The 23514-nt window shown below is 52.0% G+C and carries 23 protein-coding genes and 1 pseudogene; 2 read left to right on the top strand and 22 right to left on the bottom strand.

Features of this window, described 5'->3' with window-relative positions; genetic code table 11:
* Window positions 1-35: 35 nt before the first annotated feature.
* The 18 genes and pseudogenes from virB11 to EHV07_RS13890 all read right to left on the bottom strand — a co-directional run bounded on the left by virB11 (window position 36) and on the right by EHV07_RS13890 (window position 14550).
* Window positions 36-1064, bottom strand: a complete 1029-nt coding sequence (gene virB11, locus EHV07_RS13970; protein ID WP_147198629.1) for a P-type DNA transfer ATPase VirB11 — start codon at window positions 1062-1064, stop codon at window positions 36-38.
* Window positions 1054-2358: a VirB10/TraB/TrbI family type IV secretion system protein gene (virB10, locus tag EHV07_RS13965; RefSeq protein ID WP_147198628.1), complete on the bottom strand. Its 1305-nt coding sequence runs from the start codon at window positions 2356-2358 to the stop codon at window positions 1054-1056. Before virB10 ends, virB11 begins: the two co-directional genes overlap by 11 nt.
* The gene (virB9, locus tag EHV07_RS13960; RefSeq protein WP_147200632.1) at window positions 2355-3242 is read right to left on the bottom strand and encodes a P-type conjugative transfer protein VirB9; all 888 of its coding nucleotides are present in this window, start codon (window positions 3240-3242) and stop codon (window positions 2355-2357) included. The genes virB10 and virB9 overlap by 4 nt, the downstream gene beginning before the upstream one ends.
* The gene (locus EHV07_RS13955; RefSeq protein ID WP_147198627.1) at window positions 3242-3925 is read right to left on the bottom strand and encodes a virB8 family protein; all 684 of its coding nucleotides are present in this window, start codon (window positions 3923-3925) and stop codon (window positions 3242-3244) included. The genes virB9 and EHV07_RS13955 overlap by 1 nt, the downstream gene beginning before the upstream one ends.
* On the bottom strand, window positions 3918-4058 hold the full coding sequence (locus tag EHV07_RS24550; protein ID WP_168199631.1) for a hypothetical protein: 141 nt from the start codon (window positions 4056-4058) through the stop codon (window positions 3918-3920). The genes EHV07_RS13955 and EHV07_RS24550 overlap by 8 nt, the downstream gene beginning before the upstream one ends.
* An 89-nt stretch (window positions 4059-4147) precedes the next feature.
* Window positions 4148-5179: a type IV secretion system protein gene (locus EHV07_RS13950; protein ID WP_147198626.1), complete on the bottom strand. Its 1032-nt coding sequence runs from the start codon at window positions 5177-5179 to the stop codon at window positions 4148-4150.
* A gap of 72 nt (window positions 5180-5251) precedes the next feature.
* Window positions 5252-5527, bottom strand: a complete 276-nt coding sequence (locus EHV07_RS13945; RefSeq protein WP_049089932.1) for an EexN family lipoprotein — start codon at window positions 5525-5527, stop codon at window positions 5252-5254.
* A gap of 10 nt (window positions 5528-5537) precedes the next feature.
* Window positions 5538-6257, bottom strand: coding sequence for a type IV secretion system protein (locus tag EHV07_RS13940; protein ID WP_147198625.1), 720 nt, complete (start codon window positions 6255-6257; stop codon window positions 5538-5540).
* Between the two features lie 23 nt (window positions 6258-6280).
* The gene (locus tag EHV07_RS13935) at window positions 6281-9028 is read right to left on the bottom strand and encodes a VirB3 family type IV secretion system protein (RefSeq protein WP_147200631.1); all 2748 of its coding nucleotides are present in this window, start codon (window positions 9026-9028) and stop codon (window positions 6281-6283) included.
* Window positions 9029-9039: 11 nt separating this feature from the next.
* Complete coding sequence (locus EHV07_RS13930; protein ID WP_037038866.1) at window positions 9040-9318, bottom strand: TrbC/VirB2 family protein; 279 nt, start codon at window positions 9316-9318, stop codon at window positions 9040-9042.
* Window positions 9318-9965 (bottom strand): lytic transglycosylase domain-containing protein, encoded by a 648-nt coding sequence (locus tag EHV07_RS13925; protein WP_147198624.1) that lies wholly within the window; start codon window positions 9963-9965, stop codon window positions 9318-9320. Before EHV07_RS13925 ends, EHV07_RS13930 begins: the two co-directional genes overlap by 1 nt.
* 77 nt (window positions 9966-10042) lie before the next feature.
* Complete coding sequence (locus EHV07_RS13920) at window positions 10043-10264, bottom strand: hypothetical protein (RefSeq protein WP_103826093.1); 222 nt, start codon at window positions 10262-10264, stop codon at window positions 10043-10045.
* Between the two features lie 395 nt (window positions 10265-10659).
* A complete protein-coding gene (locus EHV07_RS13915; RefSeq protein WP_076945521.1) occupies window positions 10660-10869 on the bottom strand; it encodes a TraR/DksA family transcriptional regulator in 210 nt (69 codons plus the stop codon).
* Entirely contained in the window at window positions 10859-11446 is a 588-nt protein-coding gene (locus EHV07_RS13910) for a DUF2857 domain-containing protein (RefSeq protein ID WP_147198623.1), read from the bottom strand. The genes EHV07_RS13915 and EHV07_RS13910 overlap by 11 nt, the downstream gene beginning before the upstream one ends.
* Before the next feature lie 14 nt (window positions 11447-11460).
* Window positions 11461-11655, bottom strand: coding sequence for an AlpA family transcriptional regulator (locus EHV07_RS13905; protein WP_147198622.1), 195 nt, complete (start codon window positions 11653-11655; stop codon window positions 11461-11463).
* Window positions 11656-11814: 159 nt separating this feature from the next.
* Window positions 11815-12681: a hypothetical protein gene (locus tag EHV07_RS13900; RefSeq protein WP_147200630.1), complete on the bottom strand. Its 867-nt coding sequence runs from the start codon at window positions 12679-12681 to the stop codon at window positions 11815-11817.
* A 378-nt stretch (window positions 12682-13059) separates the two neighbouring features.
* Window positions 13060-13449, bottom strand: a complete 390-nt coding sequence (locus tag EHV07_RS13895; protein ID WP_147198621.1) for a hypothetical protein — start codon at window positions 13447-13449, stop codon at window positions 13060-13062.
* A 244-nt stretch (window positions 13450-13693) separates the two neighbouring features.
* Window positions 13694-14550, bottom strand: a pseudogene (locus EHV07_RS13890) (helix-turn-helix domain-containing protein).
* A gap of 247 nt (window positions 14551-14797) precedes the next feature.
* On the opposite strand from EHV07_RS13890, the gene EHV07_RS13885 reads away from it, so the two are divergent.
* Complete coding sequence (locus tag EHV07_RS13885) at window positions 14798-15640, top strand: helix-turn-helix transcriptional regulator (RefSeq protein ID WP_371419692.1); 843 nt, start codon at window positions 14798-14800, stop codon at window positions 15638-15640.
* Window positions 15641-15796: 156 nt separating this feature from the next.
* The gene (locus EHV07_RS13880) at window positions 15797-16591 is read left to right on the top strand and encodes an SDR family NAD(P)-dependent oxidoreductase (protein WP_064360511.1); all 795 of its coding nucleotides are present in this window, start codon (window positions 15797-15799) and stop codon (window positions 16589-16591) included.
* A gap of 55 nt (window positions 16592-16646) precedes the next feature.
* On the opposite strand, the gene EHV07_RS13875 is transcribed toward EHV07_RS13880, so the two are convergent.
* The 4 genes from EHV07_RS13875 to EHV07_RS13860 form a co-directional block, all read right to left on the bottom strand.
* Complete coding sequence (locus EHV07_RS13875) at window positions 16647-17201, bottom strand: Fur family transcriptional regulator (RefSeq protein WP_147198619.1); 555 nt, start codon at window positions 17199-17201, stop codon at window positions 16647-16649.
* Between the two features lie 119 nt (window positions 17202-17320).
* Window positions 17321-18802: an efflux transporter outer membrane subunit gene (locus EHV07_RS13870; RefSeq protein ID WP_217363408.1), complete on the bottom strand. Its 1482-nt coding sequence runs from the start codon at window positions 18800-18802 to the stop codon at window positions 17321-17323.
* Window positions 18789-21881: an efflux RND transporter permease subunit gene (locus EHV07_RS13865; RefSeq protein WP_147198618.1), complete on the bottom strand. Its 3093-nt coding sequence runs from the start codon at window positions 21879-21881 to the stop codon at window positions 18789-18791. Before EHV07_RS13865 ends, EHV07_RS13870 begins: the two co-directional genes overlap by 14 nt.
* Before the next feature lie 13 nt (window positions 21882-21894).
* On the bottom strand, window positions 21895-23019 hold the full coding sequence (locus EHV07_RS13860; protein ID WP_147198617.1) for an efflux RND transporter periplasmic adaptor subunit: 1125 nt from the start codon (window positions 23017-23019) through the stop codon (window positions 21895-21897).
* Window positions 23020-23514: the final 495 nt, after the last annotated feature.

The following is a 23514-nucleotide window of genomic DNA, read 5'->3' as shown; positions in this document are numbered from 1 at the left end:
TATTAAAAATAGTGTTGCGTAATTTGATAAGTTATTTATTGAAGTCCTTTACTGAATACACCTCTCATGTCATTGAGATGAAGGGGTTTAAAATAAATATCGCTCATCCGGCGTATGTCACCGTGAATATCAATGCTGACTATCACATCAATGCTCTTAAGCACCTTACGTAACAGAACGTCGAAAGGCATGTTCCGGCAGTCGGGATTTTCATAACAGCGGTCAATGAGCCCTTCAATACATTCTTCCGGGCTGCCCGCATGCAGGGAGGTCATTAATCCCTCATGTCCGGAACCGACGATTTTCAGTGCATCCCAGGCTTCCCGACCGCGAATTTCAGCCAGTAATATCCGGTCAGGGTTCATACGATAATTGGCGCGTATCAGTCTGCCAGGCGTGACAATGGCATTATCCCCGGCGTCCGCCGGATAAAAGAGATGGACATAATTGGTGTGATGATAGAAGTGGATTTCGGGGTTGTCCTCGATGGTGGTCAGCCTGAGGTGCCGGGGAATATAGTGCAGCAGCGTTTTCATATAGGTGGTTTTACCGGAGCCTGTTTCACCCACAATAAAAATCGTTTTACCGTATTCCACCGCTTTTTCCATAAAACGGGAAATATCTTCACCTTGATAATAGCGGGTCAGTTCAACATCTTTGTCTTCCGTTCGCTCCTGACCGCTGACCCGGTTATAAAATCCCGCATCAATCCATGACTTGTGTGTTTTCTGCCCGAATGAGGGCTTACGCAGCGTAATGGATACGGTATTGCGCTCACAGGCCGGGGGAATAATGGCCTGAATGCGCTCGCCTGTCTCAAGCGTGGCGGAAAGGATTGGCGAGGTGTCGTCGATATTATCGTCCTGCCACGACGCCAGCGCTCTGGCAAAGGCGTAACACTGACGCAGCGTAACCGCGGCTTCATGTCTTCGCCATTTCCCCCGGATTTTGGTATGCAGTTCACCCGGCCGGTTAACGGCAATTTCCGTCAGGCCGTCCTGCGCAATGAAATCACCAAACAGCTGGTTTTTCATAAAATCCAGCGACAGGTTTTCAGCGTTCATACCACCTCTTTTTCAGTCGCAGCTGCCAGACGGATGAGAAATCAATGTCAGTGCCGGTCATGATCCCGATGACATCACCCTGATTCAGGTACAGGGTGGGCGGGATATTGATGCTGTTGTCCAGCGTCGTTTTCGCCATTTCCGCCGTGGCTGCGCGGGTGTTTTCGGTGTAGTCGGTATTGCGGTCTTTCCCCGGGGCAGCATCCGACGCCGCCGCTGCCACGTCCTGCACGGTACTTAGCATCAGGGCATTGCCGAAGCGCTCCCAGAAATGGTTGTCGATCCAACCTGAGATCCCCGCCTCGCCGAGCGGGCCGCTGGCCTGCGTATCAGTTAGTGGGATTTGCAGGCTGCCGGGCTCAGGCGTACGCAGCTCCGTCCACAGCACAAACATCCGGCTGCGTCCATGCTGCAGCGCCCCGGTGCGGTAGATGCCACGGGCGACCGTTCCCGCCGGGATCAGCGTCACATGGTTGCTGGCGCTGTAAACATCTTCACTGATCAGACAGGAAATATGCCCCCCGACATCGGACACGAAGCGCCACATCATCGAACACGGGATATAGCGGTCCACCGGGATATAGAGATCAGGATCGAGGCCCAGCCGTCTGACGCCGGTGACACGGGCGACGCCCGGATTGTCGTTGTTACCCGTTTCCGGCGCGGCAGTCTCCGGGCAGCGCAGGCGGCCATCCTTTCCCCTGGTCAGTACTGACGGACAGGATGTGTATGTCGTGGATGATGACCGACTGTCGGACGTTTCTGCGTTGCTGCGCGGTTCATCCGGGGACGTGCGTACATTATCGGCCGGCATTGTTCGGGCGTTGTTCGGCCCGTCAGCCAGCGCGGCTGCCTTGTTCAGGGCGGGTGGGGTCGGTGGCAGTGATGGTGCGGGAGTAACGGTCTGGCTGACAGGGGCTGTTCGGTCCTGTATGTGCGGCCCGAACAGGCCAAACGGGTTACTGTCCATGCCCAGATTTTGACGCTCATGCAGCGTCTTCCCGGCGGAGGGCGGCGGCGCGGTGTCTGCTTCTTTCTCATTACCCCCTTTCAATGCACTGAAAAGACGATCGCCGCCGGATGCCAGGGCGATCACCAGCGCCAGACTCAGCAGGCTGACGATCAGCGTGCGGCGACCGGATGCCTTACGAAAACGGGTCACTTCCGGCTGGCCGGGCGGTGTTCTTTGCTCCGGCTCCTGATACGCCATTGCCGCACGGGCGCGTTCGCGGGCTTCCCCTTCCCGCTCTGCGGTGGTTTTTTCCGGCTCGTCCGGGACGGGTTTATCGGTCATTTAGCCTCCAGCGTAACGGACGGTGAAACGGTGTCGCTGCGGGTTATCGCGATGCGCCCGAACCCGTCGTTTTCTATCCCCACCACCGAGGTGCCGTAACGCAACACCAGTTGTGGCGCTGCCGGCACCACCATCACAATGTAATTACCCTGCTTAACTGTCCGGGGCGTGAGCGCCTGCTCTCGTCCGTTAACCACCCGGAAAACAGACGGCAGGGTTTTGATGGGGGAAAAACCGATATAAGCAAAACGACCATCATCCCAGGCAAAATCCGGTGCGATGGAGGCCGAACCGGCGGCGACCCGTTTGGTGTAGCGCCAGTTGCGTGGCGTGCTGGCCTGTCCGAATGCCGCTGCTATCTGCTGCTTCTCCTGTCTTTCACGCTGCAGCGTCTGACGCGCGGCGCTGGCGGCGGCGGATTGCTGGCGAGCCTCGGCCGGATAGTGGTAACGGATAACGAACGCCTGCGAGGGGGAATCGTGGTCCAGCACGTTCAGCTCCAGGCTGTAATCACGCTTTGAGGTCACCACGAAGAGGTTGGTCTTCCAGTCCTTTGCCGTGGGCAGGAAGACCTGGCTGACGTTGTTGCCGCTGGCGTCCGTCACCGGCTGGGTGATGGGGTTCGGGCTGACGTCTACCCGGTTATCACTTTTCGTCACCGTCCAGCCTTTTGGAAAACCCGCTTGCGCATCAATCACAGCTTCATCGTCGTCAAACAGCAGCGTGGTGACATAGCCAGGGCGGGTATTCACCACGGTGGCGTTCTGGCTGTTATACGATACGTTCTGCATCCGGCTGTCATAGGCGCTGCCGCGCGGGGTGGCGGCGCTCCATGTCGCGCATGACGCCAGTAAGCCCGTCAGGAGCAGGATGTTTTTCAGCATCATTCGCTCCTCAGTTCTTTATCGCGCTGGTAGCTGGTGACGATAAAGCCCAGCGGGTTCACTTCACGCTGGCTGTCCGTCAGTTGCTGATGCGGGACATAGCGGTAAGTGAGGCGGATATTCCAGAAGTCCGTTTTCACTGAATTATCAGAAATACGGCGGAGGGTGCGCTTAATACGCAGTGTTGCCAGGTTATCCGGCCCGGTGGCAGGCGCATGCACATTGGAAATAATGTCGATATAGACGACATATTCGGCTTTATTAAAAATAACGTCCGGGGCCTGGTCGCCGTTAAACCCGTCCAGATAATCCCGGTTCACGCTGTCGCTGTTAAATAACTGTACGTCGTCGTAATCACGCTGGAGGGAGAAATAATTATATCCCTCACGGAGCCTGACATAGTGTGCCGCCAGTGAATGGACCAGCGCTTTTTCAGACGCAATATCCCGCTCTTTAAGGCGGGTCATATACTCATAACGACCGGTCTGTTTATCCACCGACCACAATTCAATATCAGTGGTTTTCAGCGGCAGCAGAATAATCATGGCCGTAATTGCCAGTGCAGCCAGAATAAGCCCGGCAGCGGCCACCCGCCAGGCTGTTTTGCGGGAACGCTCTTCCTTTTCCAGCATGACGGATTCAAAAGAGCGGGAAACATTAATGATGCGCTGAATATCAGACATGGTGAGTCAGCTCCTGGATCATGGCGGGGGAATTAACCGGCTGGGGATCGCCGGACACCGGCGGGAGGTTGCCCTGATGCTGCACGCAGCCCGAAAGCGCGCACAGCACCAGAAGCAAGATGCTGAATTTCATGGAAGCCTCTTATCGGATAAATGCAGTAAAGCCGCACCGCTGGCAGAGGTCACGGCGTGACGAAGAAAAGAAATTAGCGGTCGGGAGGATCAACGGTGACGCTGCTGATTCTGGCGTTTCATGCTGTCAATGGCGGTGGCACGTTTCTGCCAGGCGTTCACGGTTTTGCCCGCCCCTGCGGCAATGAACCTGCCGGTTGTCGCTGCTACGGCTATGCCACCTTTGGCGGCCAGTCGGCCCCCGGCCTTTATGCCGGGTCTGGCGACGTCGGCAGATTTGCTCGCCAGCCCGCGCAATCCGCTCATCGCAGCCCACTGTAACACGGCCTGCACGGCGGCACCGCTCAGTGCAGTGGCTATTTTCGCTGAAAAATACACCACGACGCCTGCCGCAATCCCGGCCAGCAAACATTGCGCCGCCAGGGTCACCATATTGTTTTCAGCAGACGTTGCTGTGGCGGCATCCAGTATTTTATTCAGGTAGTTGATGGCGATCCGGACAGACAGGGCAGAAAACATGATCGTTAAGATTGCGGTAAATAGTGTTTTCAGCCAGTTATCAAACATGGGTTTAAGAAAACCGTACAGCAGGCAGAAAATAAAGAGTGGGGCGGTGGTGGTCATTAACAGAATGGTGATTTCGGCGAGCAGGTTGACAAAGGTTGCAGCCAGTAACAGAACGATTGCTCCGCCCCAGACCAGCACCTCGGCAAAACCGCCATTCACTTTAACGTAGGTGGAGGTATCGAGATTAAACAGCGTTTGCCCCAGCGCTTGTGCCTTTTCCCACACCGTGTCTAGGAGTGCCCAGACATTATCATCGCCACTGATGCCGTCCTTAAGCCCTTCAATGGCCGCAATGATGGCATCCAGCCAGCCCTCGCGGTTTAAAACAAAAGTGATGATCAGCAACATGCGCCCCACATCCCAGACAACATCTTCAACCGGCGTCTGGAGTTTGCCGCCAAGCGTCTGATACCCGCGATACGTAATAAACAGTGTGAAGGAACTGACGATAATCGCACTGATTAGGGTGCCGTAGTTAGAAGACTGACCTTCTAACACGGCGTTGAGTCCATCCATGATGTTTTTGTCCATACCAACAAAAATACCACCGGACATGGTACCTCTCATTAGTCAGGAAGAGACAGGGGATAAAACAGGGAGGGATCCCTGTTTTTGTTGGCGGGGATCTTACTGAGTGACGGATTTTCTTTTTTGGGCTTCCTGCTGAAACAGCGTCTCGAATTTTTCCCTGATGCCGGGTTTGCCTGTCTGGGCAAACATGAGTGCTGCCCGGTGCGCAAACTCGCAGTTGTCGCTTGCCTCACCATCCGTGAGGCATTGCGTATAGACTTTATAGGTTTCATCGGGATGTTCTTTATACCAGGCTTCTGATTTCGTCTCTTTACAACCGGATAAGACGAGAATGCCTGACATGATGCACAAGGTTAATACGGGTTTTAACATGTTAACCTCCCTATAGAGAGTTCAGATCGGCAACGGGCGCAGTTAATTGCTGTTGCTCAAAGGCTTTCTGTTTTTGCTGTTCCAGCAGCGTTGTTCGCTGTTCAGCCTGTTTGACTGACATTTCCCATTGGCTAGTCAGCGCATTTAATTGTACGCTTTTGGCCGCGATGGCGTTAGCCAGGTCCTGTGACTCTTTCGAATCCTGCGCATTAGCAATGCGGTCTGATAAATCCGATATATCGTCGAGCGTGCCCGTGATCTTGTTTTCAACCTCGGACGTATTTTCTATCGCTACGGCCTGATTCAGGATCATCTGTTTGCAGCTGTCCAGATAGCGTTGTGAAGCGCTGGACGGGTTACAGGTATCGAACGTTTTATATTTGTTATACAAGCTATTCAGTTCAGACGAATATGACCCGTTTTGGTTGCTCAGCAGGTCATCCAGTGAAATACCGTGCTGACGAAGATTATCAATATCGGTTTTCAGACTTTTGGCCTCTCGGAGAAATGCCTGAACGTCCCGCACGCCCGTTGCCGTGGCTAATTGCTGCTTGTAGGCATCAAGTTCACTTCTATAGTGGGTAACGGTTTCCTGCCACTGCTGGAGTTTCTGGATCCACTGATTCATGGATTCGGTATTCTGTACGGCGTCGAATACCGGTATTCCGGCGCTCATCGCCTGGGTGGAAATCAACAACGATAATGCCAGTATGATATCTCTGAACCGCATTTTAATTACCTCCGTCATGAATATTACAGGGCTTGTTCAAGGAAGGCGGCTTTCCAGTCATCAGGCTGCATTCCTTCCTGATACAGGGTGTCGAACAGTTTCAGGTTGTCTTCGCTGCCGCTGAGCATTTTGGTGAGTTTCCCGAGGCCCGATAAATCCATTTTCGCCATCGCCACAAAAGGCCGGGTTTCACCCGCGCGTAACGGTGTTTTCAGGACCACCATAGAGCGCTCCCCCGGATCGAGGTTTCTGACGATGTCGTACACGCTTTCCGGCACTTTCATCCTTCCCACGTAATCCGCCCGGCTGGCCTTCGGGTTGGCAAGAAATATCTGCGTGCTGCACTGCTCGATAATCGCCGGGGCAATCGGGTGCTTGACGATTTCGTCAGGCGACTGCGTGGCGGGTATGAAGATGCCGTTCAGCTTGCGGATCACTTTCAGCATATTGAGCGAGAAGCGGGAAAATTCGACATCGGCCAGCCATTTCCAGAACTCGTCCATGAACATCACCAGCCGGCGACCGTCCAGCAGGCTGGTGACGCGGTACAGCAGATAAAACGTGACGGGGCCGCGAATATCGTCATCATCGAGAAATTCCGTACCGTCGATACCTACGTTATCAATGTTGCTAATGTTGAAGGTGTCCTCCTCATTGTCGAATACCCAGCCGAACTCGCCGCCCTGCGCCCACTGTTTAAGGCGAATACGTAGCCCGTTGATGCGGGCGTCGGGGGTTGGCGGCTCCGGCAGGACTTCCAGCAGCCGGGTGATACCGAACTTGCGGTATTCCGGCGGGTAGTCGAGCATAATGGTATCTACGGCGGCACTGATCCGCTCCTCATCGCGCGGATCGAGCGGCTTGCCGTTGCGGCCGCACAGCATGCGCACCAGTCGTTTGATAAAACTGATATTCCGCCGGGTTGGGGCAAGCGAAAACGGGTTAAACCCGGTGGGAGTGCCGGTACGGATACGGAAGTAGCGTCCGCCCATCTGGCGTATCGCTACTTCCGCCGCCCGGTCCTTATCAAAATACACCGTGGTGAGCCGCTGGATTGTGGCTGAGGCGCTGAACGTCGCAGGATTGCGGTACTTCTGCATCAGTTGCTGCATCATGGTCATCAGCATCGTTTTCCCGGAACCGGTTTTCCCGATAATCGCCGTATTACCCGGCGTTTTTTCGTTGAAGTCATCCCGCCCGCTCTGGCTGTCGTGCAGGTTCAGGTAATACCCGCCACCACCCGGTGATTTGAGTATCGCGATGGCGTCACCCCAGGGATTGCCGCTCCGCTTGTGGGGATGAAAGTTGTGCAGGCTCGCCAGGTCGGCAAAGTTCTGGCTGCTGACGGCCACCAGACGGGGGCGCAACGTATACACCCCCGGCAGTTGCGCCAGGTACGCGGCGGGCAGCGAAAGCGTGGACAGCGTCGTCATAATGCCGAGGTCGGCGAAGGGCTGCGCCAGCGCGTTGGTGTCCTTCACCACCTGGTCGGCGCTGTCTGAGGATACCAGCAGGGAGAAGTGATATTTCCCGCAGGAGACATGCCCGGACTGGAGCAGGTCACGCAGGACAATCAGCTCTTCGCGCTGCGAAATGGCGTCGTCATCCGCAGAAGTCAGGCGCTTTTCCGCCAGACGAATATGCTTCTGCGCCTCATCGCGGGCCATGCAGGTGAAGGACTGCGTCAGCACATACTCGCTTTCGGCATACAGCAGCGCGTCCAGCAGGCCGGTCGCGGTTTCAGGCGAGTAATCTTTGATTTCCAGACTGCGAAAAAAGCGGGAGCCGCTGACCGTCTGGCACTCGGCGGTGTCGGTGGTAAAAAAGACATCTGGCGTGCTTAACGTTTCATAAAACGGTGCACGCGTGACCGCGACCTTTAGCCACTGGCCGGTGAGCAGGCGGTGATACAAGGACTGTTGGGCGGAATACACCCGCCGGTTTTCTTCATACATCCCCAGCGGCGTCGCCGTATAGCGGGACAGCGCCGATGCCAGCGCCTCCCGGTGCTCCAGCATTACTTTCAGGGCATCATCCAGCGCCGCTTTACGTTTACCGGACGGCTGCGCCTTCATGGCTTTTTTTTCCAGCGGAGAGAAGGGCGCATAGCAGAGGGTGAAAAACAGCCGGTGCCGCCAGAACGGCTTTTCGTTGATCGGCTGGTAATACAGCCGGGTCACTTCATCAGAAAAGGGAATACCTGAATTTGCGTCAAAGGCAGCGTGGTATTTTTCCCGGATGCGGTGAAGATAGAAAGTGACCGGCAGACCTTCATACCCACGAATAACGTTATTGAGATGCGTCGCCATTAAGGTCAGATGATGTTCGTCCTCGCATTCAAAAACGGTGCCCTCCAGCTCCCAGCTGGCAACCAAATCACCCTGGCGGTTTCTGATGACGTGCGGGTGAATATGGGAGGAATACGGAATGTATTTATCCAGCGTAACGCGCTCGTTTAACTTCATCTTTTCAATAAACTCCGAGACGTCGACGGCGTCATAGCGGTTTGCCAGCAGGGCATTGGCACCAAAATGTTTATTGGTGCCAAACCGTCCACGGGTTTTAAAGGCCAGCCAGAGCAGCCCGAAATAGTGAATATCGGCTCTGGCCTTTGCCTTCATCTCCAGCCAGGCGGGAATAAGCAGTAATATCAGGTAACAGCTGACATAGACCGCCAGCAGGACGATGGCCCCGCTGACCATCACGAACGGCACGAGGGGAATGCCTGCTATGGCGGCAGGCCGCGTCAGCGCTTTGTTCAGCGTAGCCATCATTGCCTCCCTTATGACGCCCAGTAGGCACCGAAACCTGACGCACCGACGATAAGGATGGCGCCAATGATGACGTTGCGCATGTCATGGAGGCTCTTGCCGTCAAACAAGACTTTGTATCCCACCCACATGGTGGCCAGCGTGATGGTGACGGCGGCGAGCCCGAGCAGGCCGGTGGAGGTGTTACTCAGCGTCTCATTGGCTTTATTAAATCCGCTGTCCGCTGCCAGCACCGGGCTTGCCATTAACAAGGAAGAGAGGACGGGCCAGTCAGTCTGTTTTCGTTTCATCATTGTTCCTCATGGTGGCCGGGAATGGGTAACGCGCCGCGTATCACGGCATTGGGGTAGCGCAGGGATGTCAGAACTGACGTGGCGTTCTCGGTAAGCTCGCCACGCATGACGGCGGTGGGGTAACGGATTTCCGGCACGAGCTTTTCGGCGGGTGGTCGCTGCCGGTCTTCCCGCGTTGACGGTACGGCGTAGCCGATGCGCTGGATGTAGCTGGTCTGGTTAAACGCGGATTCCGCTTGCTGGCCGGTCGTGAAATTTCCCGAGTAGTAGCAACTGAGCGCACGCTTGAGGGAACCGCCGCGGCGGTAGCAGTCGGTGAGGATGCGCTCAAAAACGGACAGGTTGGTACAGGGGTCAAGAAGGTCGCGGGCGCTCACGCGGTAATGACGGAAATTGGTGCTGGTGATTTGCATCAGCCCGACCGAATAGCGTCGGCCCTGTGCTGCCAGCCGTCCGGTGAGGCTGATGGCCTCATCCCTGCTCGTGGGGAAATGTGAAATCACGCCTTTGCCACTGGGCAGAATTTCAGCGATGGCATACGGATTCAAACCGGATTCGACCCGCGCCACATCAAGCGCCGTGGACGGGTGAATGCTGGGGGCGCACTGCATAGCCGCCGCCAGAAATACGGTGGTGGAAAGCATGATGGCCTCGGAATGGTAAACCGGGCAACGCGTACCGCCATCAGACGGCATAGGGCCGGGAAAAGGGGGAAGGGCGGTTAAATGGACTGAGTATCCTGTGTCGCGCCGCCGTCATCCCTGGGCTCAAGGAGCACTAACTTGCCGGAAACGGCAATGCCGGGTGTCAGCATGATATTCAGGCCAGACTTACCGTTATGAGCGAACGCCACGCCAACCCTGGTCCAATACGTGTTTATTTCGCCCTGTGCATCGGGTTGACTTTCCTGAGTGACAAATACGTGGTAAATGGGTTTTCGCATGACGCCTCCTCTAATAAAAACAACGATGAGTTAAATAAATGTCACATCCCAATTCTGCATTCCGGTTTTAACGGGTCAGCGAGAACATTCAGCGGCACCCTGAATTGTGGTTTCGTGACAGCCCGAACCTTATTTTTAAAGAGCAATACCCGACCTGGGGAAATTAACGACCATTCGGGCAACTATTATGTAATGAGGTTTTCAGGATCAGATATCCGGGGCGGTATATAAACGATAAATTCAAAGTTAAAATGAGAGAGATAAATTAGTGGTGGATGGGGTAAGCTCTGCGAAAAATAAAAGTAAGTGAAATATATAATAAAGACGACTGTATATTCATAGTTAATGATAGAGACATGCAGGGGAAATATTCCTGCATGTCTCTTTGACCATTATTAACGTGTTCGACGTTCAAGTTTTTCCTGGCATTCTGTGCAGGTGGTTATGCCCGGGAGTGCCTGCCGTCGCTTTTCAGGAATGGGCTTACCGCATAGACGACAATGGAATAATGATGGCGTAGACCCTGGCTTAAAACGACTCTGTTCAATCATATCCTCCAGTCGTTGCTCATTAAATTCCTGATCGCGGTCGATCTCATCTGGCATGTGCGGCCCTCCGGTCTGACGCCTCCTGTTCACAAAGTGCGATACGCTTCCAAACGATGGTCAGTGACAACCCTTCGACTTTCGGCAGCAGGGTTTGCGTTACCTGCATTATGGCGGCCAGCGCATCGGGTGATTCCAGGTTGTCCACCCGGCATTGTTGCCATTGCCGCCAGATGGCCCCATCCGTTTCTTCGTCCGGTTCACGCGTCCGGCCATAAGGCACACGGACGCCCAGCAACCGGCGGCGAAGGCAAACCTCGTTGGAGGTGAGGCCAAAATACTTATTGAGTAGCGCAATTGACCCACCCAGCCGGATAGCGTGGTTGATACGCTGTTGCTGCAGAACCTCCTCACGGGATTTCGCCAGAAGCAGGCGTAACGCCTCGTGATGAACCGTCACAGCCAAAAATGGTGCAGACTCACGACTGATGATAAACAGCTCGTCTAGTGACAACTGGTTAAGGGCATTCATTTCGTCGAAAGTGAATCCTAGCGATTCACAGTGACGAATGTTGCCATCCTTCAATGCATGAAGAGCATCGGTTAATACGGCGTAATTCAGTGATGGGATAATCATGATATTTTCTCCCTTCAGCCTACTGAGCGGCGGACTAATTTAATATTGATCCATTCGTCAATTTCCGATTCGAGCCAGGCGACACTGGCCGGGCCAATCTTTATTGAGCGTGGGAAGGTACCTTCTTTCATATACAGATAGATTTGAGAGCGCTTCAGACCCGTTTTTTCTTCAACCTGTTTCAGACGCAATAAATGATGGGATGTCATGATTTTCTCCTGTGCTGTAAGTAAATGGGACAGGCCCGGAGAGGACAAAAAAACACAGGAAAGGTGAATGAGGGAAGTTGATAAGCCCGTATTAAGGATATCGTTATGCTTAATACGGACTTTCAGGTTAAATAGAGTAATCTCATTTATATTTGATGTTTAGGTTGATGTGGGCGAACCGCGCTCAAGTGCAGTTTTTAGTGTGTCACCACTAAGATGATCGGTAATGCCGTCGGCTGATGCCCATTGTTCAAAGATGGAGAGTAGTTTATATGGCTTGTTGATTAATGGGCTTATGGCCTCATTATTCCGACAGGAAAGCCAGAACAGACGGGAGAGTGGTGTTGATATTCTTGTTGAAGATGAAGGTGATGTTTTATTTTTAACGGGGAGTTCGATTATTTTTTCAAGTTCTGTACGTCGGATTACAAAACTTGCATCTCGTGGTAACTCATGAATTGGGAAAAATGCGTATTCTCCTTTATTCTGAGATAAAAAGTGTTCGTGAATATCAGGGGTGATATTTTGAGGTAATCTCCTGATTTGTTTTTCTATCCGTTCCATCCATGTGATTTTTTCAAGTAAGATAAATAATTTACCATAAAGAAAAACTGAAATGCCATGATTTATTTCATTAGCCCCTTTAATGGGAGGGGGGATATTGAGAGTTCGAGCCAGTAAGCGTTGCACCAAAACATATTCATACCCAGCTAATGTTGTATTAATAACCATTTGCATAGGTGAAATGGCTTCATCATAAGTACTGATAATTAAATTCCTCCCCCGTTGAAAACAGTTATGGTCTACCAGGCAAAGTTGGTGTATTGGCGAATTCTCAACAGGACGCAGTTTTACTTTGTTGTTAGAAAACTGGATTTTCTTTACTATGACAGGTGACTGAAAGTAAATGGAAAGGTAGATGTTTCCAGATAAGGCTTGACGGTAAATGTCACTTATTGTCAGGCTCTCATTCCCCCTTTGCCTGGCTAGATCAACAGCTTCTTGTATAGTCACCCAGTCTGGCATTATGTTTCTAAAATTTAAAATGATGTTTTTTTTGACATAGTACAACTCCTTTCATGCAACAGTATCTTTGATAAAATAAAAAAAGATAATGTTATTTGATGGGATTTTTAATATATCGCCGTAACAACATAAAAATGAATATTGATTGATTGTGAAGTTATATTTTTTAAAAAAATTCAAAAGGTATTAGTGCTGGGCTTTCAATACTCAGTATATGTGGCTGAAGGTAGTGCTTTCACTCATAATTAATGGCCTGACTACGTTAATACGTAAGAGTTATACAAGTGGCAGAAATGGTTTTAGATGTATTATTCTTTGTTATTTTGCCGTCGTCAGTACCTGGTTAAAATCAGTGGAAAAAAGGCTGGCTATTCTTTTTTACCCTTCTGACAGTAATTTATGCGCTATCTCTAAAGCTTCTTCCTTCGAAGATGTTATAATCAAAGGATAGCCCCAGAATTTTTCATATACGATAGAAAAAGGTTTGGCCGCAATCCGTTTGGCATTGTTTGGTTCAATATGGATTGAGGCTTTTACGAAGGACCGTAATTCACTTTTGTGAGCTTTCATCCAACGTGTAGTTTGCTTCATCTCTTCAGGCGAATGCTCGTGTTTGCCATGAGCAACACCTTCATCGTTCAGGAAAACGAAGACCTCTTTACGCGCAAGCAGAGCTTCGAACTCTTTAAACGGGGATACATCTGGATCATTGCCAGGGGCAGCGATTTGCATCCACACGAAAGGGAACTGAGTAGCATCAATCCGCATAGTAATATTCCTTCCAAATTTTGGTTTCATCTATTGTCATTGAGGGGCAAAGCCTTAGGCTGCAACATACCAGCATGGTTTATTCAAACATACCCAAAAGTCTATAGAACGTCATTGTGTTGGTTGGCCATAATATTGCTCAATTCGGCCAGTTCAATGAACCCTTCCTGAAATCAGTGGCAGGTTAATTTGCGTTTCCGGGATTTCTTCCGTTTCAACGGAGGTAAATACCCTGAGACTGGAATCAGATATACGCATATACGCAGCGGATATTTACTAGTGGTTTAGTGCCCTTTTGTCACCAATATTGATAAATTTCTCAATATCATAGCCGTTCCTGCACGTCAGTTGAAATGCAAGCGTACATGGTCCAAAAATGAAATGAATGAATTGCTGAAGATTTTTGCACGTCATTTCATATAGTGAAGTGCACATAGTCTCCGGCTTCCAGAAGTGTGGTTTGTGTTGAAGGTAAAGGCTGCGTCAGTACGTAAGATGAAACCGAAGTGGTATACAAAATTTCCAGTTGTTTATCCCTTTCACGTCCATACCGTACCTGATGCAGCTCATAAACCACATAGGGGGGCAGTCTGTTTCTTTAAGAAATCCCCCAGAAATGGGACCTCATTTCATCCTGATAACTGGTGAGCTGTTGGGCTCACAGGTATAACTTTGTGTCTGACCGATTAGCACAGTTTCCGGGAAAGTCATGAAGATTGATTCAGGAAGAGTTAAATCACCTGGGTGGATAGGGGGGCAAAGCCCGGAGGCAGTCCAGTCTGACGAACGTCGATACCTGCCGGGGGACTGACCAAACTGCTTTTTGAAGGCACGTGTAAATGTCTGTTGAGAATCGAAGTGATACTCCAGGGCAATCTCCAGAATCGGGCGGTTGGTTAATCGTAGTGACACGGCCGCTTTTGACAGTCTGCGGGCGCGAATATAACTCCCCAGTACTTGACCAGTGACTTCTTTAAACATCCTTTGCAAATGCCATTTTGAGTATCCGGCTTTGAGTGCGACATTATCCAGAGACAACGGATTTGTAAGGTGGTCTTCAAGCCAGGTAAGCAAGTCGAAAATTATTGTTTCTTGGTTCATAAATCGCCTCCATTGTATTCAACAATTGTGAAAGGGAGCGTTTCTGTGCTTCTGCACCCTCTTGCTGTTCTGACAACGTCGCGATACCCCACCCAGTGCGAGTTCTCCGGGAAAGTTTCGAGCATCTAAATGTTAGATTAAAAATACGCGATTCAGCATTAGACTGCATTGCGAATGTTGGTCATAATATTATTCAATCCTGCCACCTTTTCCCGTAAATTGAGGTCCGATTAAGATTATGTCAAACATGGATTACTCTCTCGATTCTGTTGTAGTACCCGATGTGGATAGTATTCCCAGGCCTGTCTCCGTCATGAGGGCTTCAATGGTGTCTACAGGTTGGGAACAGGAACGGCATCAGCATCGCAAAGCGCAACTGCTCTACTCGGTGAAAGGTATGTTGAATTGCGAGGTGGAAGACGGCGTGTGGATTGTCCCTCCACACTGTGCGGTCTGGATCCCAGGTAATTTGCCTCATTCGGCCCGAGGTTCTGGTGATACCGAGTGTTATTGTTTGTTCGTTGAACCAGACGCGGCGCCAGGGCTTCCTAAAACCTGTTGCACTATTTCAGTAGAGCCACTGTTGCGAGAATTATTGTTGAAAGTGGTTGGTTTTCCCCAGCTATACCTGACAGATGGCCGTGAGGGGAGATTAATATCAACCCTTTTGGATGAATTGTCTTTAGCTCCTGTGGAAGATCTTCATTTGCCAATGCCTCGCGACAGGCGACTTCGTCAGCTTGCAGAAATGCTGCTGGCCGATCCTACTGACAAATGTTCTTTAGGTGAATGGGCTCATCGTATCGGCATGAGCGAGAGAAGCATGAGCAGGCTACTGTTACAGGAAATAGGAATGAGTTTTGGCCGCTGGCGTCGACAGCTGCATGTGATCCTTTCACTGCAACGTCTTACAAAGGGCGAAAGTGTGCAGACAGTAGCACTGGAGCTTGGTTATGAGAATGCCAGCGGATTTGTCACCATGTTCCGGAAAGCATTGGGCAAACCGCCAGGCCGTTACCTAATAGAACGAATGGCGGGTTCTACGGCTGGGGAGTCCGCCTATATGCCAGGCATCATTCGATTGGAATAAACGTTGCCCAGCTCTTAACATTCCACATTTTTAGAAAAACTCATTTTTGCTAAACACAAGATTGACTGTATTGAGCAAGATTCTGGCCGGACGTCGCTAACCATCTCACACAGAAACCGGTAAATTTGGAGTTTTCATATATATCGGAGAAAACTCATGGATCTTGGATTAAGTGACAAACGTGTACTTGTAACGGGCTCAACGGCAGGCATTGGGCTGGCTACAGCACGCATGTTGGCAGCTGAAGGGGCATCTGTGACAGTAAACGGACGGACACAGGCGCGTGTTGACAATGCTGTAGCTGAAATACTGAATGAGTTACCTCATGCGCGGGTCTCGGGAATTGCCGCGGACCTGAGCCATAATGAAGGTTGCGAAGCGCTGATAAACCTATTGCCGCATACCGACGTGTTAGTGAACAATCTGGGTATATTCGAACCTAAATCGTTCGGGGACATCACCGACGAAGACTGGTTACGTTTCTTTGAAACCAATGTATTGAGCGGTATACGTCTCTCACGCCATTATGTGCAGTCTATGAGATCGCGTAACTGGGGGCGGATTGTATTTGTTTCCAGTGAATCGGCTTTGCAGATACCTGCTGAAATGATCCACTACGGTATGACCAAAACCGCACAACTTGCAGTGGCACGCGGACTGGCTGAAAGTCTTGCCGGTACAGGTATCACCGTTAACAGTGTGCTTCCAGGCCCCACAGCATCTGAGGGCGTGGGCGCTATGGTTGCTGAGATGGCGGCGGGGCGTGGTGTTGATCCCAAATCAATTGAGCAGGAGTTTTTTGCGACAGCACGCCCTTCTTCGATACTTCAGCGCTTTTCAACGACACAAGAGATTGCTGCGATGATTGCTTATGTCTGTAGCGAGCGTGCATCTGCTACGACCGGCGCAGCACTCAGGGTTGATGGTGGTGTGGTGAGAGCAATTGCTTAAGAAAGAACTATCCAACAAATAGGTGGTGATAAGCCGTCTGTTAACCACCATTTCATCATGAGCAGCCAGCGCAAATTATGGTAACGGTAAATACTGGCTCGCCGTCAAGTTCGAATCCTTCCTGACCAGCAAGAGAGAGCAGATATTCATGTAATTTCGGGTCCTCAATGAAAATGAGTTTTTCCCCACATTTGCAACGCAGGCTATTCTGGTTACGTGATTGTTTGCATGGCTTGAGTGCATAGGTGGCACGACCACGAACTCCATCGGTGCGGACAAGTAATCCTGCCACCCATAAATCATTGAGCACCCGATAGATTGTGGCTTGTGTTAAGCTCCCGGATGGCTTCGAGTTAAGGAGGCGATATAATTGACCAGCACCAAGACAATGTGGTGCAGCTTGACTCAGAGTGTTCAGTATAGAAATTCTTGCATATGTTGCCCTGAGATGGCTTGCTTCAAGACGTTGAATATGCGGTGACTGACTGTCGTTCCCCCTGGAATCAGGGACGACTAAGTTAGTTCGCTTGGGTTGTTTTGATGTTGAAGTGCTTTTATTGCCAAATGACGTAATGCGATCAATGAATTTTGGGTTGTCATTACAAGCCATATTTATTCCCCTTTGCAGAGCTGACTTTTCTGCTGTGCGCTACAACGTAAAGCCTGCTGGGTGAAAATGAGTGTGGGTACCAGCGCGGCCCAAAACATGCAACGCGCTGGTGTGGGCTGTTATTTTGTACTGGTCTTTTCCCATCCTCCACCCAGGGCTTTAAATACGTTTACCCGGGCGTTACCTACCCGTCGGTCAGCTGCGGCTACCTGTGACCTTGTGTCTATCAGGTTGTTTTGCGCTACGATCACATCGAGGTAACTGATCGAGCCAACCCGGTATTGCTCTTCAGCTAACCGGAAGGCATTCCCTGCACGATCCCGTGCGTCGATCAGCGCCTCACGCTGCTGCATCGCGGCACCATAGGCGCTCAATGATTGCTCGGACTCTTTCAGCGCATTCAGTACTGTGCCATCAAAATGAGCCAGCGATGCTGCGGTTTGCGCCTTCGCCTGAGCGAGACGGCTACGTGCCACCATCATGTTCGGAAATGTCCAGGAGATCAGCGGACCGACTGAGAAAGACCAGGTGCGATTGCCTTTCAGATAGTCATTACGCAGGTAGTTTCCTGAGGCACCCAGCGACACGCGCGGATAAAGATCGGCCACCGCCACGCCGATGCGTGCCGTGTCGCCAGCCAGCTGGCGTTCGGCTTGTCTTACATCGGGGCGACGACGCAGCAGTGCAGTGCCGTCACCGACCGGTAGCACTTCCGCAATTTCTGGTGCTTTGGTGCAGGCACGTGCTGAAGCTGGTACCTGTGATGGCGTGCGACCCATTAATGCAGCCAGCTCGAACAGCGCAGCATCCCGCTGGCTTTGCAAAGGCGGTAGAGTGGCTTCGACCTGAGCCAACGTGACACCGGCACGCTCCACGTCCAGATGTGATGCCGCTCCGGCGTGTGCCTGATTGCTGATGAGGTCCAGACTACGTCGGGCCAGTTCAATGGACGAATGTGCTACGTCGATGGATTCGCCCTGGGCGCAGGCGCCCACGTAGGCCCGTGTCGTTTCAGCGACCACCATAACTCTCGCCGCATCGTAGTCGGCAGCGACGGCATCAGTATCGTCCTGCGCAGCTTCAATATCACGTCGAACCCGGCCAAACAGGTCGAGTTCATAAGAGACGTCAAGTCCACCGCTGTAACTCCACTGCGTGGGTGCCTGACCGGAGCCGGTCCATGTGGTCTGGTCGCGTCCGTAGCCTGCTCCACCCGATAGGTTGGTAGACGGTAGCAAGCCGCCTTGCGCTTCCTTGTAAATAGCCCGTGCACGCTGGAGGTTAGCGAGGGCGACACGCAGCTCGGTATTGGCCGAAAGAGCCTCCTGGACAAGTCTGTTCAGGATGGGGTCATCATACAATTTCCACCATTCAGTCGGCAGAGATTGAGCGGTATCCGTATGGTCCGGTTTGCTGACAAAAGGGCCGACTGCGGTTTGAGGCAAAGACGGTGCATGGTAATCGGGGCCACTGGCGCAGCCGGTGACGAAGGTTGCGACCGCAGTGACCAGGAAAGTGGCACGTAAAATGGGAAATAATGCCCGATGCAGAACTATGGTCATGGCATCAGTGTGAGCAGAAAACAGATCACAGTTCGACATCAGGTGCCTCCGTACTGGCGAGTTCGCGGGCGCGGGGGCTTTCCGCGACTGCCCGGTGATCTTTAGCAACGAAGCTGTAAATTGTAGGAAGTACAAACAACGTGAAGAAGGTACCGATAAGCATGCCCATAACCACCACAATACCGATAGAAAAGCGGCTTGCAGAACCTGCACCATCAGCGAACAAAAGCGGCACCAGACCGGCGACCATGGCCGATGTTGTCATCAGAACGGGACGCATACGCACCGTCGCAGCTTTCTGAATGGCCTCTATGCGGCTGAGATTTTCATGGTGCTGGATGTGATTAGCGAAGGTGACCATTAAAATCCCGTGTTTAGATATCAGCCCTATCAATGTTACGAGTCCTATCTGGGTATAAATGTTAAGCGTCGCGTAACCTAACCACAGTGGCACCAGCGCACCGCAGATCGCCAGCGGTACCGTGACCAGGATCACCAGCGGATCACGTAGACTTTCGAACTGTGCCGCCAGCACAAGGAAGATAACCACCAGCGCGAAGCCGAAGGACACCAGCAGACGGTTACCTTCCTGCACGAACTGGCGGCTGTCGCTGAGCCAGTCCACGCTGGTTCCGGGGGGCAGTGCCTGTGATTGCAGAAATGTGACTGCCTCCCCCATGCTAACCCCTGGCGCTGGCAACATTTCCAGTGTCGCCGAGTTCATCTGGCCGAACTGGGTAAGCTGGTTGGCCTGTGGACGCATCTCAACGCGAGTCACGGTTGAGAGTGGCACCTGAGCACCGGAAGTAGACTTGACGTAGAAACGTCCGAGGTCTTCCGGCGTCATACGGTCGCTACCACGTACCTGCGGGATCACATCGTAGGAACGATCATGGAAGTTGAAGCGGTTGACATAGTTCTCGCCAACCAGCACCGCCAGAGTATCGGCAACGGATTGCATAGTTAAACCCATTTCGCTGGCGCGGACATTGTCAATACTGATATGTGCCTGTGGGCTGTCGAAGGCCAGGTCATTTTGTACATAAAGGAACAATCCGCTGGCATAGGCCGCTGTTTTGATCTTCTCTCCGGTCTCGTATAACGTCTGAAAGTCGTCAGGCGAGCGCAGCACCATCTGTACAGGCAGGCCACCGCTGGAGCCTGGTAGCGGCGGCATCTGAACAGCCGTGACGGTTTCACCATCGATGGCACCGCCAGCAGCCTGAATTTGGCCCTGGATCTCGGTGGATGAACGCTTGCGCTCGGACCAGTCTTTTAGAATCGCGCCTGCAATAGTCAGGTTTTGCCCCCCGGAGTAATCGCCGATGTGGATGAAGCTGCTTTCAAATTCCGGTATCGACTCAAACACTTTTTCGATTTGTTCTGCATAATGTGCGCTGTAAGCAACTCCTGCATACTGGGGTGCCTTGGTGACGGCCAGGACAATGCCCTGGTCTTCCATCGGTGCCAACTCATGACGGGTACCTGAGAACAGCACTATGATGGCCCCCATGACTACTGCTCCTACCAGTAACACCACACCACGCGCAGATAGCGTGTGCGCCAGCAACAGTCCGTAGATAGCGGTCATCCCCTGCATGGTATGCTCGATCCGTTTTGCGAGGCGCCCTTCGCCCTGTTTTGAACTCAACAGGATTGAACTCATCACTGGCGATAGCGTAAGTGCAACCACGCCGGAGACGAGAACCGAACCAGCAAGAGTGAAAGCAAATTCCTTGAACAACGCGCCAGTCAGCCCCCCCATCATGCCGATGGGCGCATATACCGCTGCAAGCGTAATTGTCATTGCTATCACCGGGCCGACAATCTCACGAGCGCCCAAAAGGGCCGCACGTACAGGGGACAAGCCTTCCTCAATATGTCGATGGATGTTCTCCACCACAACAATGGCATCGTCTACTACCAGACCAATCGCAAGTACCATCGCAAGCAGGGTCAGAAGATTGATCGAAAAGCCGCACGCCAGCATCAGTGCAGCGGTACCCACCAGAGAAAGCGGGATAGTGACGACCGGAATGATGACCGCACGAAACGTGCCGAGGAAAAGGAAAATTACCGCGATAACGATAATTATGGCTTCAGCAAGCGTGTGTTTGACTTCCGAGATAGAAGCATTTACGAAGGTAGCCACGTTGTAATTGGGTGCTACCGTGAGTCCAGGCGGTGCCATTTCACGGATCTTTGGAATCAGCTCCTGTGCGTGTTTGACGATATCGATCGGATTGCCATCCGGGGTAGGTTGGAGCTCGATGAAGATTGCAGGAACGCCGGTCGCGAATGAGGCACTGTTGTAGTTCTGACCTCCGATCTCCATCGTGGCGATATCCGACAACCGCACCACGCCACCTTCGGGGTTGGACTTGATAACCATCTGGCGGAAATCTTCAACATTTTGCAGATCGGTCGCGGCACTGATATTGGTAACCGTCAAGGCACTCTTGAGTTGCCCCGGTGCGGACTGCACGTTGTTGGCACGCAACGCGGCTGCAACCTCTCCGGCTGACAGACCACGTGCGGCAAGTTTTATCGGGTCGATCCAGACGCGCATCGCCATGGTCTGGCCGCTCAGAATGTTGGCAGAGGCTACGCCGGGAATTCCTGTAAACATGGGCTGTGCCACGCGGGTGGCGAAATCCGTTACCTGCGGGATCGTCAGCGACTTACTGTAGAAAGCCACGTACTGGACCCCTGTGCTGCCCTCGGTAGACTTGCTGATGACCGGGTCCGTCACACCGGACGGCAACTGGTACTTGACTTGTTGCACCTTAGCGAGAATCTCAGTCATTGCGCGATCGGCGTTGGCGTTAAGTACCAGCCGTGCCTTTATTACACTCTTGCCCTGTGTCGTGGTTGAAGTCAGATATTCAATACCGCTGGCGGTAGCGATGGATTGTGCAATTGGCGTCGTAACGAAACCCTGCATCACCTCCTGTGTTGCGCCGGGTAAGGTGGTACTCACGCTGATGGTGGCATTTTCGAGATAGGGATATTGCCGTACAGGTAACTGAAAGACGGCTGTTATGCCCATCAGCAGGATAAGCAAGCTGACGACCAGCGCCAGAATCGGTCGGCGAATAAAAATGTCAGTGAAATGCACGATGTTTTTTTCCCTATTGTGCGTTTGTATCTGAAGCGATAGCTGATGAAGTAGACCTATTGCTGATTTTCACGGTAGCACCGGGCGGCAAGCGGTTCTGACCCGCCGTCACCACAATGTCACCGGCTTTAACGCCCTGCAGCACCATGACTTCTTCGCTGAGTCGCGGACCAGTGACCACCGGTACGGCGATTGCTTTGCCTATCCCCTGCGCGTTAGCGCTTTGCACGAGTACCACGCTGTCGCCAGAAGCAGAAGTCTGGATCGCCGTAAGGGGGAGAACGATGGCATCAGTAGTAGCGGGTAAGCTCAGTCGTGCCGTCGCGTACATTCCGGATTTCAGAGACAGGTCCGCATTAGGCAGCAACGCCTGAATAGTCGCGTTACGTGTTTCACTATCAATTCTCGGTTCGACAGTACTAATTCTGGCGGTGAATATCCGGCCCGGTGCGGCATCTACCGTCACCTGCACCGATGCGCCCGGTGTTAATTTGGGCAGATCCTGCTGAGGCAGCGTGAAATTTACGTAGAGGGGGTCGAGCTGGGTTAGCGTGGCGATTTCATCACCCGCATTAAGGTACTGACCAGGATTGATATGACGGATACCAAGTTGACCAGGAAATGGTGCACGAACGGTCTTCTGCTGGATACGTGCGTCAAGTTGCCGGACCGCGGCGGCGGTCTGGGCGGCTTCCGCCGTGCGCTGTTCAAGAAGTTCGCGGGACTCGGCCCCCGTTTTGGATAATGTTTGTGTGCGTCGAAGTTGCAGTTGCGCAAAATCAGCTTTTGCTTTGGCAGAAGTGAGATCCGCTTGTTCCGGAGCGTCATAAAGCTGTATCACGGCATCTCCTTCCTTCACAAACTTGCCCGATTCAAAGTTAATGGCGGTCACACGCCCTGATGTATCCGGAGCAAGCAATACTTCACGTACTGCCTGCAAACTCGCAACGGCTTGCAATTGATCTGCGACGTTACTGGTTTTTGCGCGGATTGTAGTTACAGGTATAGGTGGCAGAGTCTGTTGTTCTGCGCCACTGCTACGGAGGCTTCGCCAGGTGTACAGCAGGCTGAAGACTATAATGAGGGCGAGTATGCTGATAACTGCTGGCTTCACATGGCGATTCATTGCGAGGCTCATAAATGCTCACCTTTGTCAGGGAAAACAGACAGGGTTTGGGAGCAGGGCCGCGATAATTGCCCCCGAGTGTTTCGTAGATGCATGATTATTCCTCATCGATTTGAAATTAGGCTGTGCTTAAGCGCATTTTTGCCCACATCCAGGCATTTTGATTGGCACTCTATCCTTTCGATGAATTAGAGACATTGCGAAAATTTGTCATGTTATTTCGCATTCCAGCCAAAAAGACTTTGAAAGTACATTTTGGCTGTATTGAAAAACTATATGGCTGTATTTCGCTATCGCAACATTAATTCTCGTAGTTTAATGAGAATGAGTTTTATTTGAGTGTGTCGGCGCTGTAAATCCCTAGATCCTGAATGGTTTTTTTTTCGCAGAAAATTTTTTCAGAAAAGTATCTGGGGTGAAAGTTGATAGGCATCTACAAGAAAATGGGTGGCAGGCGCGGGTTCATATCACCGATATTGATAAATCAGGAAATATTAAGCTAGGCAA

The sequence above is a fragment of the Pantoea sp. CCBC3-3-1 genome, from assembly GCF_007981265.1.
In the GTDB taxonomy this organism is placed as follows: Bacteria; Pseudomonadota; Gammaproteobacteria; order Enterobacterales; family Enterobacteriaceae; genus Erwinia.
Note: the sequence above shows the minus strand (reverse complement) of the source record. Positions and strands in the feature narration are given on the sequence as shown.

Coding starts and splice junctions, on each gene's coding strand:
- EHV07_RS13860 (WP_147198617.1), bottom strand. CDS start 23,019: ATGAGCCTCGCAATGAATCGCCATGTGAAGCCAGCAGTTATCAGCATA.
- EHV07_RS13930 (WP_037038866.1), bottom strand. CDS start 9,318: ATGAAACGAAAACAGACTGACTGGCCCGTCCTCTCTTCCTTGTTAATG.
- virB9 (WP_147200632.1), bottom strand. CDS start 3,242: ATGCTGAAAAACATCCTGCTCCTGACGGGCTTACTGGCGTCATGCGCG.
- EHV07_RS13950 (WP_147198626.1), bottom strand. CDS start 5,179: ATGTCCGGTGGTATTTTTGTTGGTATGGACAAAAACATCATGGATGGA.
- EHV07_RS13885 (WP_371419692.1), top strand. CDS start 14,798: ATGGATTACTCTCTCGATTCTGTTGTAGTACCCGATGTGGATAGTATT.
- EHV07_RS24550 (WP_168199631.1), bottom strand. CDS start 4,058: ATGAAATTCAGCATCTTGCTTCTGGTGCTGTGCGCGCTTTCGGGCTGC.
- EHV07_RS13940 (WP_147198625.1), bottom strand. CDS start 6,257: ATGCGGTTCAGAGATATCATACTGGCATTATCGTTGTTGATTTCCACC.
- EHV07_RS13955 (WP_147198627.1), bottom strand. CDS start 3,925: ATGTCTGATATTCAGCGCATCATTAATGTTTCCCGCTCTTTTGAATCC.
- EHV07_RS13910 (WP_147198623.1), bottom strand. CDS start 11,446: ATGATTATCCCATCACTGAATTACGCCGTATTAACCGATGCTCTTCAT.
- EHV07_RS13935 (WP_147200631.1), bottom strand. CDS start 9,028: ATGGCTACGCTGAACAAAGCGCTGACGCGGCCTGCCGCCATAGCAGGC.
- EHV07_RS13870 (WP_217363408.1), bottom strand. CDS start 18,802: ATGTCGAACTGTGATCTGTTTTCTGCTCACACTGATGCCATGACCATA.
- EHV07_RS13875 (WP_147198619.1), bottom strand. CDS start 17,201: ATGGCTTGTAATGACAACCCAAAATTCATTGATCGCATTACGTCATTT.
- EHV07_RS13880 (WP_064360511.1), top strand. CDS start 15,797: ATGGATCTTGGATTAAGTGACAAACGTGTACTTGTAACGGGCTCAACG.
- EHV07_RS13925 (WP_147198624.1), bottom strand. CDS start 9,965: ATGCTTTCCACCACCGTATTTCTGGCGGCGGCTATGCAGTGCGCCCCC.
- EHV07_RS13895 (WP_147198621.1), bottom strand. CDS start 13,449: ATGCGGATTGATGCTACTCAGTTCCCTTTCGTGTGGATGCAAATCGCT.
- EHV07_RS13920 (WP_103826093.1), bottom strand. CDS start 10,264: ATGCGAAAACCCATTTACCACGTATTTGTCACTCAGGAAAGTCAACCC.
- EHV07_RS13915 (WP_076945521.1), bottom strand. CDS start 10,869: ATGCCAGATGAGATCGACCGCGATCAGGAATTTAATGAGCAACGACTG.
- virB10 (WP_147198628.1), bottom strand. CDS start 2,358: ATGACCGATAAACCCGTCCCGGACGAGCCGGAAAAAACCACCGCAGAG.
- EHV07_RS13905 (WP_147198622.1), bottom strand. CDS start 11,655: ATGACATCCCATCATTTATTGCGTCTGAAACAGGTTGAAGAAAAAACG.
- EHV07_RS13900 (WP_147200630.1), bottom strand. CDS start 12,681: ATGCCAGACTGGGTGACTATACAAGAAGCTGTTGATCTAGCCAGGCAA.
- EHV07_RS13945 (WP_049089932.1), bottom strand. CDS start 5,527: ATGTTAAAACCCGTATTAACCTTGTGCATCATGTCAGGCATTCTCGTC.
- virB11 (WP_147198629.1), bottom strand. CDS start 1,064: ATGAACGCTGAAAACCTGTCGCTGGATTTTATGAAAAACCAGCTGTTT.